We start from the raw sequence: 14,396 nt of genomic DNA on the forward strand, positions 1-14,396 counted from the left end.
CTGTGTGATCTCTTGCCCATCTCGGCGGTCTGGGCAGGACCCTCAGAAGACGCCCATTTGCAGGGTCCACCCTTACTGATTGCGGAGACCTCAGGCGCTACACCCTTTCGGTTGAGCCTGCATGTTGGTGATGTTGGCCACACGATGATTGTGGGTCCAACGGGGGCAGGCAAATCCGCACTTTTGTCCTTCATGGCGCTTCAATGGCTGCGCTATCCAAATGCCCGCGTCATCTTTTTCGATAAGGGCAGGTCAGCGCGGGCTGCAACCCTTTGTGCCGGGGGACGCTGGCATGGATTAGGACCTGGGTCAGAGTTTGCTTTGCAACCACTTGCCCGCATCGATGAGCCAGCGGAAATGGCATGGGCTGGCGAATGGTTGGCAGAGACAGCCTCTGCCGCAGGCATTCTCATAACGCCTAAGCACCGCGAAGAGATTTGGGCAGCGCTCTCAAGCCTTGCTGAAGCACCAAGGTCCCAACGCACGCTTTCGATCTTTTCTGCCCTCTGTCAGGCGCGCGATATTGGTGCGGCACTTGAACCCTTCACGCTCAAAGGTCCCCATGGGGCACTTCTTGATGCCGATGAAGCACCTCTTGCGCCATGCCACTTTGAGACATTTGAGTGCGAAGATCTCATGGCGACCCCAAGTGCCATTGGTCCAGTTCTGACGGCTCTATTCCATGAAATTGAGCGTGACCTGGATGGAGCTCCCACGCTTCTCATTTTGGATGAAGCTTGGCTCTTTCTTGGAGAGACAGGCTTTGCCGCCAAGATACGCGAATGGCTGAAGACGCTGCGTAAGAAAAATGTCGCTGTCGTCTTTGCCACCCAAAGCTTGGACGATGTGGTCAATTCTCCGATTGCCACAACCCTGATTGAGAGTTGTCCCACCCATATCTTCTTGCCCAATCCGCGCGCGTTAGAGCCCGCAAGTGCTGACCTCTACCGGCTCTTCGGCCTCAACAAGCGCCAATTGGAACTCTTGGCCTTTGCAGCTCCAAAGCGCTCTTACTATATCCGCCAACCTCGTGGCCGGCGGATGTTTGATCTGCGGCTCAAGGGAGCGGCATTCGCGATCTGTGGCGCGTCTAGCCCCGATGATCAGAAGCTCATCGAGCAAATCTCACAGGCCACAAAAAGCCAAGTTGCACCAGATGCCTTTGTCCGCGCGTTTCTTGAGGCCAAAGGCTTTGTCGGCGTGCAGGGCCTTTTTGATGCGCTGAACGCCAGTCCAGAGATTGCCAATGATTTTGCCGCTTCAGTCTTCGCAGATGTCGTCGCGAATGATCCGAGCACTTTAATTCCTAGAGGTCCTTTCCATGCCGCGCGTTAAATCAACATCCAAATTCACCATTGCCGCTTCTGCGCTCGCGCTTCTTATTGGCGCTACAAGTTTCACAATGCCCAAAGCCGTTCAAGCCGCAGTCGTTTATGATCCGACCAATCATGTCCAAAACGTCCTTCAGGCGGCGCGCGCTCTAGAGCAAATCCGTATACAGAGTGAACAGCTTACGGCCCAAATTCGCGCGCTCGCCAAAAGCCCCTATGATCATTCGAAAGAGATTGGTCAGGCGATGGCAGCCCTGGACGATTTGGGGCAGCAGGCGCGGGGCCTTGCCACCACAGTACGCGGCCTCGACCGGCAATTCTCAGAACTCTATCCAGAAAATGGGGCAGCGCGTTCTGCCATGGCCCGCCTAGAGACGGCAGCGCGCCGGATTGAGCTATCACGTCAGACGGCGGAAGATCTCGCCCAGACGGCCGCCCGTCTTGAAGCCTCCCGACCAAATCGCGCGGCAAGAATAAGGGGAGCCTTGGCCGCGTCGCGGGATGCCGAAGGCGAGACGGGCGCGATCCAATCTTCAGTCCAAGCGCTTGGGGTCCTTTCAGAGCAATTAGAAGGCCTGCAAGCCTTGATGGCGGCTCAATCTCGCTTAGCGGCCCAAGAGGCAGCCGAGCGTGCCGCCAGCAAGCAAGAGGCGATTGCGGCACGTCGTGCCCAATGGGCGCGAAAGGCCCAAAAGCCCAAAGCGCCGGCCTTCAATCCCTTGCCTAACGCGCGGCAGTAGGGCATCCACCATGGCTGTCTCATCCCAAACTGCCAACGATTTGATGACGGTGTTTTCGGGCACCATCACGGCAGGCTTTTCGAGCCTTGCGGGACCCGTCAATGGAATCTTCGGTCTGATGATTGGTCTGGTTGTCGCCCTTACCGGCCTTCAATGGGCGATCTCTTCCAATCGCGATGTGCTGGCCGGAGCTTTCTCAAAGATCCTCGCGATTGGGGCCTTTGCCTATATCATCAATGATTGGCAGGGCCTTTCTGAGACGATCTTTGCGGGCTTTATGCAGATTGGTCTGACGGCAGGTGGTGGCGCCATCAGTGCTGCAGATTTCTTAAATCCAGGATCTGTGATCGAGACAGGCTGGGAGATTGTCAAAGCGATTGGGGAAGCGCCAACCGTGACAGAAAACCCTATGGATGTGATTGGCAATCTTGTGGATGCCATCCTGATTGGGATTTCCATGCTGGGCATCATGGTCGCCTTTGCGGTCTTGGCCCTTCAGATCATAGTCACGCTTCTTGAGTTCAAGATCGTCACTTTGGGCGGCTTTATCCTGCTCCCCTTTGGCATCTTTTCGAAGACTAGCTTCATGGCTGAACGCCCCCTCGGCTATGTGGTGGCGGCGGGCCTTAAAGTGCTGGCGCTCGCCATTGTGGTTTCCGGTGCTCAGACAATCTTTGCCCAATTAATGCCAAGCCCAGAGCCGGACATTTATGAGGCACTCACGATCCTGACGGCAGCCATCATCTTGGCGATGCTGTCGCTCTTTGCTCCTAATCTAGCCGCAGCCCTCGTGTCTGGCGGTCCGGCACTCGGGGCAGGGGCTTTGAGTGTGGGAGGTCTTGCTGTGGGTGCCGCAGGTGGTGCAGCTATTGCTGGAACCATGGCTGCAGGGGCAGCGGGTGCTGGTGCTGCCGCACAAATTGCTTCGAGTTCTCGTGCTGCAGCTGGTGCGGGTACCGGTAAGCCGCCACCCAGCCTTGGGTCGCCGGTTGGCCCTAGCGGCGGCTCTGGCCCATCTGGACCTGCCCCGTCATCTGGTTCGTCCCTGCCTCCGGCATCATCGTCAGTGAATCCAACCAGCCACCACTACCGCACCCCCGAAACGGACGGGGGATCACACACTGGGTCTTCAAGTAATTACTCTGAGACTTCATCCTTTGGGGGTAAAAGTTCAGGTCAAGAATCGCTTGGTCTCGATAGTGACCCTGATTCTTGCCCCAAAAGGGGTAAGAACGATGGCGAGGCTACAAATTCATACCCCAAAAGGGGTAAGAATGGCGGCGATAGTTCAGATTCATATCCAAAACGGGATGAAAACCTATCACCGAGTTCTGGAAATACTAATAGGTTATACCCCAAAAGTCATAAGGAAGATGTTGAATCCTCCCAAAGCAGCACGCTTCCGTCAGCCGCGACAGCATCAACTTCTGGCAGCACGCCATCGGCTTCCGAGCGCTATCATCGCTTTCCGGCCTATGAGGCACGAACATCCAAAGCGCGCGCCTTCAATGCCTTCTTTGCCGCCAATACGGCGCGCCAGCTTCTACCCGCCAATGAAAACTCTGGCTCGTTGAGCCCATCCATCCGTGAGGAGGACTAATCATGCATGCTTTCTTCAAGCCAAAGCCGGTCGGCACTCAGGCTTTGTCCGCGACGCCCATCGCAACGCCCTATCAGCGGGCGGGCCAAGTCTGGGATGACCGTATGGGACTGACCCTTTCCCATGCCCGCAATTGGCGAAACATGGCATTCGGAACGCTTATCTTTGCGGGCTTCTTGGGTGCTGGTTGGTGGGTTCAAGCCCAACGCTCGGTCGTAAAGCCATTCATTGTCGAGGTTTCAAGCTGGGGCCAGACTCAAAAGATCACGGCTCTTGATCAGACCTATCGACCCAATGAAGCCCAAGTCTCTTTTGCGCTGTCGCGCTGGATCGCTGACGTACGCGGACGAAGTGTCGATCCGGTCCTGATCCGTCAGAACTTCATGCGGGCCTATGATTTTACCACGCCTAAATCTGCCGCTTATCTCAATGCCTGGGCGCAAGAACATGATCCGTTCGCCAATGCAGGAAAAGAGGCAGTCGCGGTCAGCATTCTCAATGTCGTGGCACGTTCGGAAAAGACTTTCGACATCCAGTGGCGGGAAGAGAAATTCACCAATGGCATGAGCGGCGGGGCCGAGCGTTGGCGCGCGCTCGTCACGGTTCGCTTCGAGCCGCCGCGTTCTGAAGCCGAGCTCATGAAAAATCCACTTGGTATCAAAATCGAGGACATCTCATGGACACTCGACGCTCAATGATCACGGGCAGCGCCACGGCTTACGCCACCGGCTTGGCCTTGCTTCTGACCCTGTCCTTGCCGCTGGCTATGCCAACCGATGCAGGTGCCAAAGCCCGCTCAAGCGAGGCTCATAATCACGTCCGCGCCCATAGTCTCAAGAAGTCCAAGAGCACGAAGCGTCGGCCGCAAGCCCGGACTCCACAAGTCCCAACTCAGCCTGCCCAATCAGCCGCTCCCAAAGTAGGTCCAGCCGCCATTCGGGCAGCCAATGCCGAAGCCTTAGCGCCCTCGCGGGCAGATGGCTTTGTCAATGCGGCGCAAGTCTTTGGGTATGAGCCTGGCCGCGTCTATGAAGTCTGGACCGCCCCCATGCGGATTACAGCGCTTAGTCTGGAGCCAGGCGAGAAGATCATCAGCAAGGCGGCGGGCGATACCGAGCGCTGGATGATTGGCGATACGACATCAGGCGAAGCCGAGACCGTCCAGACCCATCTTCTGATCAAGCCATATCGGGCAGGCCTTGCCACCAATATGGTCGTGACCACAAACCGGCGCGTCTACCTGCTCGCACTCAAAGCCTCTGGCGAGAGCGAAGCTTTCAATGCGGCAGTCTCATGGACACATCCACAGCCACAGGCCCCCACAAGCCAGGTGGCAGTGGGGCCTGCCAAGACAGATCTAAAGCCCACAACACCCGCTTCCATCCTTAAAGCGCATGGTCCTGAAGGGTACCGTATCCGGACTGGATGGCGGAAACCCGAATGGACGCCTGTGTCAGTCCATGATGATGGCCGACAGACCTTCATCACCTTTCCTGAAACCTTGGGCACGACTGAAGCCCCACCTTTGTTTGTGATGGATGAAACGGGAAAGGCCCAACTCACCAATTGGCGCAAGCAAGGCAATTCCTATGTCGTCGACCGGCTCTTTTTGAAGGCCGAACTGCGCCTTGGTGGAGAGCGTCCCCAGATTGTGAAGATTGAGCGCAGAGGAGTAGAGCCATGAAAGCCCCCGATGGAGCCATTCCCGAGCCAAATGATGCAGAAGAGGCGACCTTGGGGAAGCCACTAACGGGCGGACAGACCCTGCATGCGCGGGTCGCACCCAAGCCCGCTCAACAGATCAATAGGACAGCGGTACGTGGCGTATTCATTCTGACCGCCAGCGTCATCTCGCTTGCCTTCATCTATGGCTTTGTCATTGCCCCAATCGTCAAGGCTGATGCCAGGGCAAGACAGGCTGATGAAACGCGTGAGACACCTGCAGGCTCTGTGAGGCCAGCCGAAGTCCTCACCCAAGGCCCTTCAACCTATGCGGAGCTGACCAAGACACCAATTTTACCGGACGAGGAAGCATTGGCAAACGCCAGCCCGACATTTCCGGCAGATGCGGGTCCAGCTCATGAGCCGCGTCTGATCATGGAGGAGAGGCCAGCGTCCTATCCGCAACCCAGAAGGCAACAAACAGCCCAACCGACGCGTCAAGATAGGAGTCGGGACGAAACCCAAATGGCACGACAATCAGCTTTATTCTTTGGGCCAGTTCCGACGTCTTCAGCCCAAGCTGCAACCCCCGTTGCAGCGCCAGCACAACAACAGGAACTCGTTCAGCGACACAAGGATTATGACAAAGTCTATGGTGACCGCGCCGTTCTCGCGCCCTTATCGCCTTATGAGTTGAAGGCAGGCAGTGTCATTCCTGCGGCTTTACTCACCGCCATTGATACAGAGCGGGAAGGCCGCGTGATCGCCAGTGTCACCGAGAATGTCTTTGATACAGTGACGGGCAGCTATCTCTTGATCCCGCAAGGCGCGCGATTGCTGGGGCGGTTTGATGGCGATCAGACGTATGGCGAACGCCGAGCATTCTTGGTCTGGGAGCGTCTGATCTTTCCCGATGGTCGTTCGATCAGTTTGGCCCGTGAACCCGGCATAGACGGGAGTGGGGCAGGGGGTGTGGCTGGCCGCGTCGATCGACGTATTCCACAACTTCTGACTGCGACTTTGTTTGCTGGAGCCATTACAACTTTGGGCGAAGCTGCCCGCAGGGACAGCACCAATAAAGACACAAGCCTGATGGGCGATGTTGGTGATGCTGCAGCTATTGAGGCTGCACGTATTGGCGGTCGCATGGTCGATCGGGAACTGGAAGTCAAACCAACGATCCGCGTTCGTCAAGGAACACGTGTCCAAGTTCTCTTAACTCGCGATCTGATCCTGGAGCCAGCACCATGAAGATCGCTATCATCATCACCTTGGTCATATCCAACGGCCTATTAGTGGCACAGTCCTTCATGCCCAATCAAAGGAATGCACCACTCGCCATCATCAATGAAACCCCCTCGATGCCAAAGGGACTCTATGTTCGTACCGGTGATGCCCAAAAATTGAAGCGTGGCGAGATTATCGGCTTGCCCATGCCCAAGGCCGCCAGAGACTATCTTGTCGGCAAGCTTGGCTATCCAGCCGATACGCTACTTATCAAGCGCGTTGCCGCAATACCCGGCGACACTGTCTGTCGCAAGACAAGCATGCTCACTGTCTCCGGCCAACAGCTGCAAGCAAAAGACCAAGATATGCGAGGCAACGCCTTGCCAAACTGGCAGGGTTGTCACCAGCTCTCTAAAAATGAGGTCTTTTTATTGGGCGATCACCCAGGAAGCTTCGATAGTCGCTACTTTGGATCCGTGTCGCGACAGGAGCTGTCAGGCAGCTATCGACAGGTGTTCTCATGGTAGGCCGGACCGTCATTCTCATCATGAGCTTGCTTGCAACGCCCGCATTAGCTGATCCACCAGATTGGACCCAAGCTGGCGGTAGCCTGTTCATTGAGCCAGGCCTTAGACCTGAGCAAAAGCCTGCCGAAAGCACCAATCCCACCATAAAGCCCGATCAGACCCAAGCTGATCCCATGCCCAATTATGGCGCGGTCAGACTGCTGCCAGCAAGACAGCCGCTGGATACTTTGATCACACAAATCGCCAATGAGACGGGTCTTGATCCGAAGCTCCTACATGCTTTGGTGATTGTGGAAAGCGCGTATGATGTGCGTGCCGTAAGTCCTGTTGGCGCGCGCGGCCTCACCCAACTCATGCCCGCTACAGCCCGTGAGTTAGGTGTCGCCAATACCTTTGACGGCGAAGAAAATCTTAGGGGAGGGGCGCGTTATCTGGCGGCCCAGATTGGCCGGTTTGGCGATCTGCGGCTGGCGCTTGCAGCCTATAACGCTGGCCCAAATCGTGTCGCCCGCCTCGGACGCGTCCCAGAATTTTTAGAAACTCAAAACTACGTCCGCGATGCAGTGGATTGTTATCTCGCGCTAACAGCGGGTCGCGGCATTCGTCACCGCAACCAATGTCGTGCGACAGGAAGGAGATAGATCATAGCAAGAAGAAAAGCCGATAAGGCCGATAGTCCGCAAATGGATATGTTTGGCGGATGGGTGGCTCCACCCCTAGAGCAAAGTCCAAACCCCATGGCACAAAGGCAAGAGCCTCGATCAATTGAAGTCGCCAACGATGATGCCGTTGGGCCTAATACTACTGGGCCTGAAGTCGCTGCGAACGACACCCCAATCCCTCAACCAGATCAGCCATTGGAAACACAAGCAAAAGGCCAAACCATAAAGCAAGTGCCGCCAAAAGCCATGATCGCCACAGGCTGGGAAAATGACGAATGGTGGACGACAGCCATGGTCTGCGCCTATCTCAAACTAGGCCGCAAAGCTATCTGGGAACGAACCCGCAATCCAAAGATTGGCTTTCCAAAACCAACTCATTTTGGAAGTTGTCGCCATCGCTGGCGGGCAGGGGAGGTGAGGGCGTGGGCAATGTGTCCGGGGCAGAAGAGTTTCCCCGCAACTAAAGCATCGGATTGACTCTGTCCTGGGCCACCTGAAGCTAAACCAAGCGAAGCGCTCTTTGCCTGATTGTCTCGGCAAAGGCACGGATGGAATCGCCAGACAGCTCTGGACTAGAAAGCTCGTCGGCAACATGGCCGATCCGGTCGAGCGTCAATCGGGACAATTCTTGCACGCGTGTTCGAACAAAGGGCGCGCCTAAGCTGACGTCCTTAGCGAAAGCAGCCCAAGTCTCACTCGTTATTTCTTCAAAACTGCCCGCACCTGCGATCTTCATCGCCATCCGAGTAGAAACTTCCGGATAGGCCACTGTGCTCATCAAGTCATACAATGGTGCCAATCTGGTTTCACCTGCCAGATAAAGTAGGCTGAAATTCTTACCATGCGCGTCGCAATTGCCGATGATCACATTGAAAATGACGGCATCCAGCAGAGCAAGAACATCCGCTGCCGGCCGTGATGAGACCTTCCGCAATAACGCAAAGCTCGTCTTCAAGGTTGGCCCACCTTCGGCGGCATATTTATGCTCCGGGGGATGACCCAATGCCTGACAGAAGTCTTCTTGGTGAACGCGCAACATATCGCCAGCAGGACCAAGTGCGCGATCATATCGTTCGACCAGTAGGAATTTGTGTTTATCAAGACCCCGGGCTTCAACTGGGGCAACCAATAGTCCAAGCGCATGCGCCAGTCGCATCGAGAGCGCTTCATTTTCCACGGTTGATGGAAATCGGGTCATCGCAGGCTTGAGGATATGGGTCGTGGGCTGTCCCGGTGCTGGCAAAGCAATGCGGCCATCCATAACAACAACAGGCAATTTGGTTTGTGCACCAGCTAAAGAGAGACGGATGCCCGCGCGCCCAGCTAATAAGGGCCGCGCGGGCAGGTTATCCAAGACCTCGATCAAGGCGCGGTCACTTAAAAACTCTGGTGCTTGCCCGAGTGCGGCAACAGGCGGTCTCTCGTCTTCCGGCCAAAGAGTTAGAGCTCCTGCGACATCGCCCCCTAAAGCTTCCAGCAAGGCAAAGTCGTTGGTGCGCGACAGACCCAATGCGCGTGCCACGGCATCGCGGGGGCCCTCTTCGGGCAAGAGTCCCGAAAAGAAATAACGCGCCGCACGTCGATCGTAGGGCTCGGCTCGTTTTGGCAAAGCTGCTGATATGGCGCGGGTTGTTGGATCTTCTAACCAATCGGTATGATAGACAAAGCCAATATCCCCATGCGTGTCCCGCGTCAGTGTGCCCGCAATCCGTCCATCCCACCAAACTGATAGGTTTGTCATGGCGCGGTTTCGCTAATCGTTACGCTCAGACCTAGGACTGCCGCAACCTGCAGGGCTTTGCCCAATTGGGCAGATGGCTTCCCTGCTTCTAAATCGACGATGAAGCGCACGCCAACGCCCGCAGCACCGGCAAGCTGGTCTTGTCGTAATCCTTGCGCCTTGCGCGCAACACGAATGGCATGGCCAAAATGGAGTGAGTCAAGATAAGTCATATGTTTCCCGAGCGGGAATATATCAGTCTGACCTTACCAAATCAACAAGAAATTTACCGATAGGGAAAAACATGCCTTCTATTTCGAAGCATACCAGAATATATCCCGCTCGGGATATTTTTGCGACATCAACTCGGCTATGACCGACCGTTTTGGCAACAGTCAGCCTATTTCCGAAATTCGGGTTTGGAGGCGAAACCGCAACTCCAAAATCCGCTCTCCAAAGCCAACTCAATTTGGAAGTTGTCGCCATCGCTGGCGGGTAGGTGAGGTCAACGGATGGGCGGAAAGAAGTTTATCCACCTAATTGTCATGATGCGCCCCTGCACTTCCTAGAGCCAGTTCGCATATCCCTCAAATACATATTTGTCATAAGCGACCGAACACTGCGCTGACTGCCACAAAGGCCTGTCAGGTTTGGCCTAGGTGGCGGTGGGATGGGACAGAAAAGCAAGCAGCCAACCTTAAGAAATGTTCCCTACGCATTACCGCAGTTTCAAGACCAATTTTTAATGCTTACTGGCTGCAAACATCAATTAAAAATCTTGTCCGTTGGTCTGCTTTGCACCAAAGGCTGCCGTTTAGGTGGGTTGGCGGTTGCTTGAAAGCGGACATTCATGAGAGGTTAAAGGGATAACTCGATCATGCCGAACTTGCAAAGCAGCTTTGGCTGGATTTCTTGAGTCTAGAGATTGTAATCTTGAATGCATGGCATCCCTATGAATGAACCGCAGGCAGGACTTCCCCCCGCCATCATTTTTGGCGCAGATCAAAGGGTGATTGGTACATCGCCTTATCCCTGTCCTTGGTTTGAGTTCAAGCAACGCTTTGCCTTCAACCCTCAAAGGCTCGCTTTAGCCGAAAAGTTTGAAACATGGGTGGGCAATCTTCTAGCAATTGTCGCCCCTGAATTCTTCTGGATCGGTGGAAGCTATGCTAGCGACAAGCCGGACCCCAAAGACATAGATGCGGTACTCTTTTATCGCTACCGCCAGCCATTTGCTGACCCCCAATCGCACGCAGGATTCTTAAATGCTAATAATGGACTTCTGTCGCCAGCCGCTGTCAAACGCAATTTTAGTGTGGATGGCGCGTGTGTCGCATTAAGCATGCCTGTTGAGCGGTTGATCGCCATCAGTGCGGAATGGACAATGATTTTCTCTGGAAATCCCGATGGTAGTCGGAGAGCATTTTATTGCATCCCTATAGCTTCAATGCTGTAGGTCATCATAGTTTAAGATTTTCAACTCTAGGATAATTTTTAACCCGGCATTTACTTTAATAACTTTAAGGTGTTCCAGGCGTAACAACATACAAGGGTGATCCCGATGACGACGATCTGGCCAAATGGTTTTGCGGGAAGCGTGGACTGGCGCTCATGGAGCGATGGGTTATGGCAAACTGAATCTGCAGGTGGGTTACAACCCGAAGCGTCTGGAGAACCTCAAACGACAGAGCCGGATGCACCTGTAGTTGTCATTACCAATGCACCCCCATCAAACGTGGAGACCTATGCGCCTCCAAGTGGCATGCCAAGCGACTTCTTTGATGGGATGGATTTGGCAGCTTACTTCAGTCTCATTGGCTATGACCCAGCAGCTATTGAAGAGATGAATGCCAACGGGTCCTATCGTTCCGAGCATGATGCATACCAAGCGAACGGTGGGCTGCAATCCCAAGCCGAAGAAGCGTGGCGTCGCTCGGGCCAGTGGGCGTCAGGAGCTGGGTTCAACGATGCCGGTCGAGAATTGTTCATTAATAACTATATGGACAATGCTTACGGCATTGACTCTGAGGCTGGCACATCGCGTAATTCAGCTAACATGGCTGATTATCTCTTGATGATGGAGGATGCGCTGAACGCGGCGTCGAAAACCAAGGATAAGCAGAAATTTGAAGAACTTCGGTCTGCACTTGAAAGGCTCGGTTTCAACGTCCGCCGAGTTAAAGACGGCGTAGCCTATGATCGGGATTTGACCGATTCTACGACTGAGGTTTTCCAAAAAACAAAATACGTTTTAAGCTTGGCCGACGGTTCAGGCTCAAACCAAACTGGCGGGATGGATGGGTTCCAGCTCGTTGGGCGCGCTGGTGGAATAACGGCTCCGCGTGGGAGCGATAATTCTGCACGTCGAGACCTTACTTTGCCCATTTATATTTCGGGTGGCGGAGAGGGATATCTACCGGGGGACTGGGTTGGTAGGAACGTCATGGACTATTTGGAAGGCGAGCCTGGTGCCCAGTACTGGCATATGGAAACGGTGGCAGTTCGCGATGCAATCATAGCTCGCCATGATGCTAACCTACCAGTCATCTTAATTGGCCACAGTTTTGGTGGGTCTGAGGCAATATCAAATGCATTGTGGGCGAAGGGAAAAGGTATTCGTGTCGATTTGCTAATCACTGTCGACCCGGTTGGCGTTCCTGATTACGTTCCGAATTTGGCCTTAGCTCCATATGCGGAGCGCCTTAGAGGCATTGCAACGACTTGGGTCAATGTCACAGCGGACAAACCTGGTACAGGCGCAGGGGATGCGGTTGCGTCACTCTGGGGTCGGACACCTCAAGTGATCCAACAGAAAGCTACACTTAATGTTTCCGCACGAAATGCAGATCATGCAGACTTTGATAAAATGATGTTTGCCATCGGCGCGAAAGGACTGATTGAAGGAGTTCGAAAATGAAAATGGCCACCAGAATAGGGATTATTTCTCTTGCAATCTTCCCGGTCTCTGGATGTTACACGAACGATACTCATATTGAGATTCAAGGCGCGGCGATGCTTGCAGGCCCAAGGGGCCAGACAATGGGCTATCTCACGGTGGATGCTGTCGATGCGAAGCGGATTGCATGGGGGCCAAATCAAATACGCTTAAGGACATGCACTGAAGGGCAAAATATCAGCCCCTGCTTTGAATACAAAGTTAGTTCAGTGGTAAGCCCAATGGCTCCATTCGCTCAATCAAATCGCTTTTATTTTGATTACGATCCAAATGGCGAAATCAACATTACAACCGGCCGCCAGGAAACAGATTTTGATGTTCGGAAAATTAAGTGTATTAAAATTAGGGTGCTACCTGGCGACTTCAAACCCGCTGGAGAATCTGATTGGTTTTGTAATTTGCGCTTTGAAACAATGAAGGACTTAAACACCGGTGCCCGCTAAAAATGCTCTTTGCACGGAGGGTACCGTTGAGTCAGTCTGCGCCTTCGTCAAGACAGCCATTACTACGCCGAGCCGATTGCAGGCATGAAGTAGACACAAGACGGTGTGGTTGGGCCTATAGCGAAAGTTCCTGATATGACGAAATCCAAGCCCGATTGACAATGTCGAAAATTCATCTGTGTTCCGTCACCCTGACTTTAGTCTTAGCTATTTTGTACGCGGAGTTGCGAGGCCTAAAAGTTGTGACTTGTGCGGGTGGTAATGTCCGTGCAGTCGCAATATCCAGTTCACACGAACGCGTATACCTCACAAGGATTGGGTCCATCTTTGTCGGCTTCCCTAATGTTGAAGGTACAGCAGAATTCGGGTATTTCACGCGCGCGGGAATCCAAATTGAACCCTGCTCCTGATTTTTATGGCGGGGTCAGGGGTTCGAAGTTTGGTTTTGATGTCCAGTTCGACGTCCGCTATCAACGTACTCCACACCTAAAGCAGACCTTCTCCTTTCGGCCAATTATTGCCAAAATCGGACGGTCTTGGATTTGCGAAAATCAGACTGTCTTGAATTGGCATAGCGTCGTTCATTTTTGAGCGTTCAAACCAACAAGAACTCCATCACGACGCCTTTGCGGTGCAATCGCTGGCCAAATCATCTTGCAAGATGTGGTCAATTGTCCTTGCAATCAGCAAGCGATTTGTTTGCGCGCCGTGTATATGTCTCATGTGACCATACTCCTTGGCTGTCTTGCCCGAACCCTTGGCCTTGCTGGCCAAGTGGATTGGCCATTTGCTTACACCGCTGTCTGTCCCAAGCAGACTATTCTTATGGCCCTGAACATGATCTGTCGCACAAGCTTAAATCTATATCGGCGATCTATCAAACACGTTTGATCTTATTGCGCATACTCCCTTGATCGCGCGCGAACGATCTGAATTTACGCCACCCATTCGTATGCGTCGTCATCAATCTCATTTAATTATTTACCGCGTGATTGATGATTACCTTGAAAGCATCCGCGTCGTTCACATGAAGCGGAACTGGTCAGCACTGTTTGAGGACTAATGCGCCTCAGATTAAACTCAAGCGCTCTTCAGGCCTATGTTCGGGCGATGGTTGATATCTTCGGCCATCATGCGGGAGCTGCCAGGATCCCATTAGAGCACGAGCAAACAGTTTTGTTGGCGAGCATGGCCACATACAACCGACACAAGCCAGCTAAAGCTAACCCAAGCGAAGCGCTCTTTGCCTGATTGTCTCGGCAAAGGCACGGATGGCATCGCCAGACAGCTCTCGACTAGATAGCTCGTCGGCAACAAGGCCGTTGCGGTCGAGCGTCAATTGCGACAATTCTTGCACGCGTGTTGTCGAATTGTTCGAGACGGCTAAGCGGGCCGCCATGAACGTCCCTGTCCGAGGGGTGTTTGCACAATGCGGCTTGAAGCCCAAATAGGCCGCTTATTGCTGTTTGCGATTTGAATCGGGATACATCGGGTTTGGCTAAGAAGCTAAGATGAGTAGGGCCAAGCC

The 14,396-nt window shown here is 53.9% G+C and carries 14 protein-coding genes and 1 pseudogene; 12 read left to right on the forward strand and 3 right to left on the reverse strand.

Translation table 11 applies throughout. The features are described 5' to 3' along the window. From IOB61_RS15575 to IOB61_RS15610, 8 genes and pseudogenes are all read left to right on the forward strand, one after another. Positions 1 to 1,335 (forward strand): annotated as a pseudogene (locus tag IOB61_RS15575) (conjugal transfer protein TrbE); the annotation flags it as partial. After that, entirely contained in the window at positions 1,322 to 2,071 is a 750-nt protein-coding gene (locus IOB61_RS15580; protein WP_290818701.1) for a conjugal transfer protein TrbJ, read from the forward strand. The pseudogene IOB61_RS15575 and the gene IOB61_RS15580, both read left to right, overlap by 14 nt. A gap of 10 nt (positions 2,072 to 2,081) precedes the next feature. After that, positions 2,082 to 3,671, forward strand: coding sequence for a P-type conjugative transfer protein TrbL (gene trbL, locus IOB61_RS15585; protein WP_290818703.1), 1,590 nt, complete (start codon positions 2,082 to 2,084; stop codon positions 3,669 to 3,671). 2 nt (positions 3,672 to 3,673) lie between these two features. Beyond that, the gene (trbF, locus tag IOB61_RS15590) at positions 3,674 to 4,369 is read left to right on the forward strand and encodes a conjugal transfer protein TrbF (RefSeq protein WP_290818706.1); all 696 of its coding nucleotides are present in this window, start codon (positions 3,674 to 3,676) and stop codon (positions 4,367 to 4,369) included. Further along, positions 4,348 to 5,355, forward strand: coding sequence for a TrbG/VirB9 family P-type conjugative transfer protein (locus IOB61_RS15595; protein WP_290818708.1), 1,008 nt, complete (start codon positions 4,348 to 4,350; stop codon positions 5,353 to 5,355). Before trbF ends, IOB61_RS15595 begins: the two co-directional genes overlap by 22 nt. Further along, positions 5,352 to 6,584, forward strand: coding sequence for a TrbI/VirB10 family protein (locus tag IOB61_RS15600; protein WP_290818710.1), 1,233 nt, complete (start codon positions 5,352 to 5,354; stop codon positions 6,582 to 6,584). The genes IOB61_RS15595 and IOB61_RS15600 overlap by 4 nt, the downstream gene beginning before the upstream one ends. Continuing rightward, entirely contained in the window at positions 6,581 to 7,087 is a 507-nt protein-coding gene (locus IOB61_RS15605; protein ID WP_290818712.1) for a S26 family signal peptidase, read from the forward strand. Before IOB61_RS15600 ends, IOB61_RS15605 begins: the two co-directional genes overlap by 4 nt. Further along, positions 7,081 to 7,728: a lytic transglycosylase domain-containing protein gene (locus tag IOB61_RS15610; protein ID WP_290818714.1), complete on the forward strand. Its 648-nt coding sequence runs from the start codon at positions 7,081 to 7,083 to the stop codon at positions 7,726 to 7,728. Before IOB61_RS15605 ends, IOB61_RS15610 begins: the two co-directional genes overlap by 7 nt. A gap of 520 nt (positions 7,729 to 8,248) precedes the next feature. Here the strand turns inward: IOB61_RS15610 and IOB61_RS15615 are convergent. Both IOB61_RS15615 and IOB61_RS15620 read right to left on the reverse strand, forming a co-directional pair. Next, on the reverse strand, positions 8,249 to 9,490 hold the full coding sequence (locus IOB61_RS15615; RefSeq protein WP_290818716.1) for a type II toxin-antitoxin system HipA family toxin: 1,242 nt from the start codon (positions 9,488 to 9,490) through the stop codon (positions 8,249 to 8,251). Then, positions 9,487 to 9,702, reverse strand: a complete 216-nt coding sequence (locus IOB61_RS15620) for a type II toxin-antitoxin system Y4mF family antitoxin (protein ID WP_290818718.1) — start codon at positions 9,700 to 9,702, stop codon at positions 9,487 to 9,489. The genes IOB61_RS15615 and IOB61_RS15620 overlap by 4 nt, the downstream gene beginning before the upstream one ends. A gap of 719 nt (positions 9,703 to 10,421) precedes the next feature. On the opposite strand from IOB61_RS15620, the gene IOB61_RS15625 reads away from it, so the two are divergent. The 4 genes from IOB61_RS15625 to IOB61_RS16880 all read left to right on the forward strand — a co-directional run bounded on the left by IOB61_RS15625 (position 10,422) and on the right by IOB61_RS16880 (position 13,931). Next, positions 10,422 to 10,925 (forward strand): hypothetical protein, encoded by a 504-nt coding sequence (locus IOB61_RS15625; protein WP_290818719.1) that lies wholly within the window; start codon positions 10,422 to 10,424, stop codon positions 10,923 to 10,925. A gap of 105 nt (positions 10,926 to 11,030) precedes the next feature. Continuing rightward, positions 11,031 to 12,386 (forward strand): hypothetical protein, encoded by a 1,356-nt coding sequence (locus IOB61_RS15630; protein ID WP_290818721.1) that lies wholly within the window; start codon positions 11,031 to 11,033, stop codon positions 12,384 to 12,386. Further along, positions 12,383 to 12,868 carry a hypothetical protein gene (locus tag IOB61_RS15635; protein WP_290818723.1) on the forward strand — a complete coding sequence of 162 codons (486 nt, stop codon included), beginning with the start codon at positions 12,383 to 12,385 and terminating at the stop codon, positions 12,866 to 12,868. Before IOB61_RS15630 ends, IOB61_RS15635 begins: the two co-directional genes overlap by 4 nt. 865 nt (positions 12,869 to 13,733) lie before the next feature. Then, positions 13,734 to 13,931 carry a type II toxin-antitoxin system RelE/ParE family toxin gene (locus IOB61_RS16880; protein WP_367272865.1) on the forward strand — a complete coding sequence of 66 codons (198 nt, stop codon included), beginning with the start codon at positions 13,734 to 13,736 and terminating at the stop codon, positions 13,929 to 13,931. 159 nt (positions 13,932 to 14,090) lie between these two features. Here the strand turns inward: IOB61_RS16880 and IOB61_RS15640 are convergent, their stop codons facing one another. Further along, the gene (locus IOB61_RS15640) at positions 14,091 to 14,267 is read right to left on the reverse strand and encodes a hypothetical protein (protein ID WP_290818725.1); all 177 of its coding nucleotides are present in this window, start codon (positions 14,265 to 14,267) and stop codon (positions 14,091 to 14,093) included. Positions 14,268 to 14,396 lie beyond the last annotated feature (129 nt).

The organism is Aquidulcibacter sp., assembly GCF_020253525.1.
Taxonomy (GTDB): domain Bacteria; phylum Pseudomonadota; class Alphaproteobacteria; order Caulobacterales; family Aquidulcibacteraceae; genus Aquidulcibacter.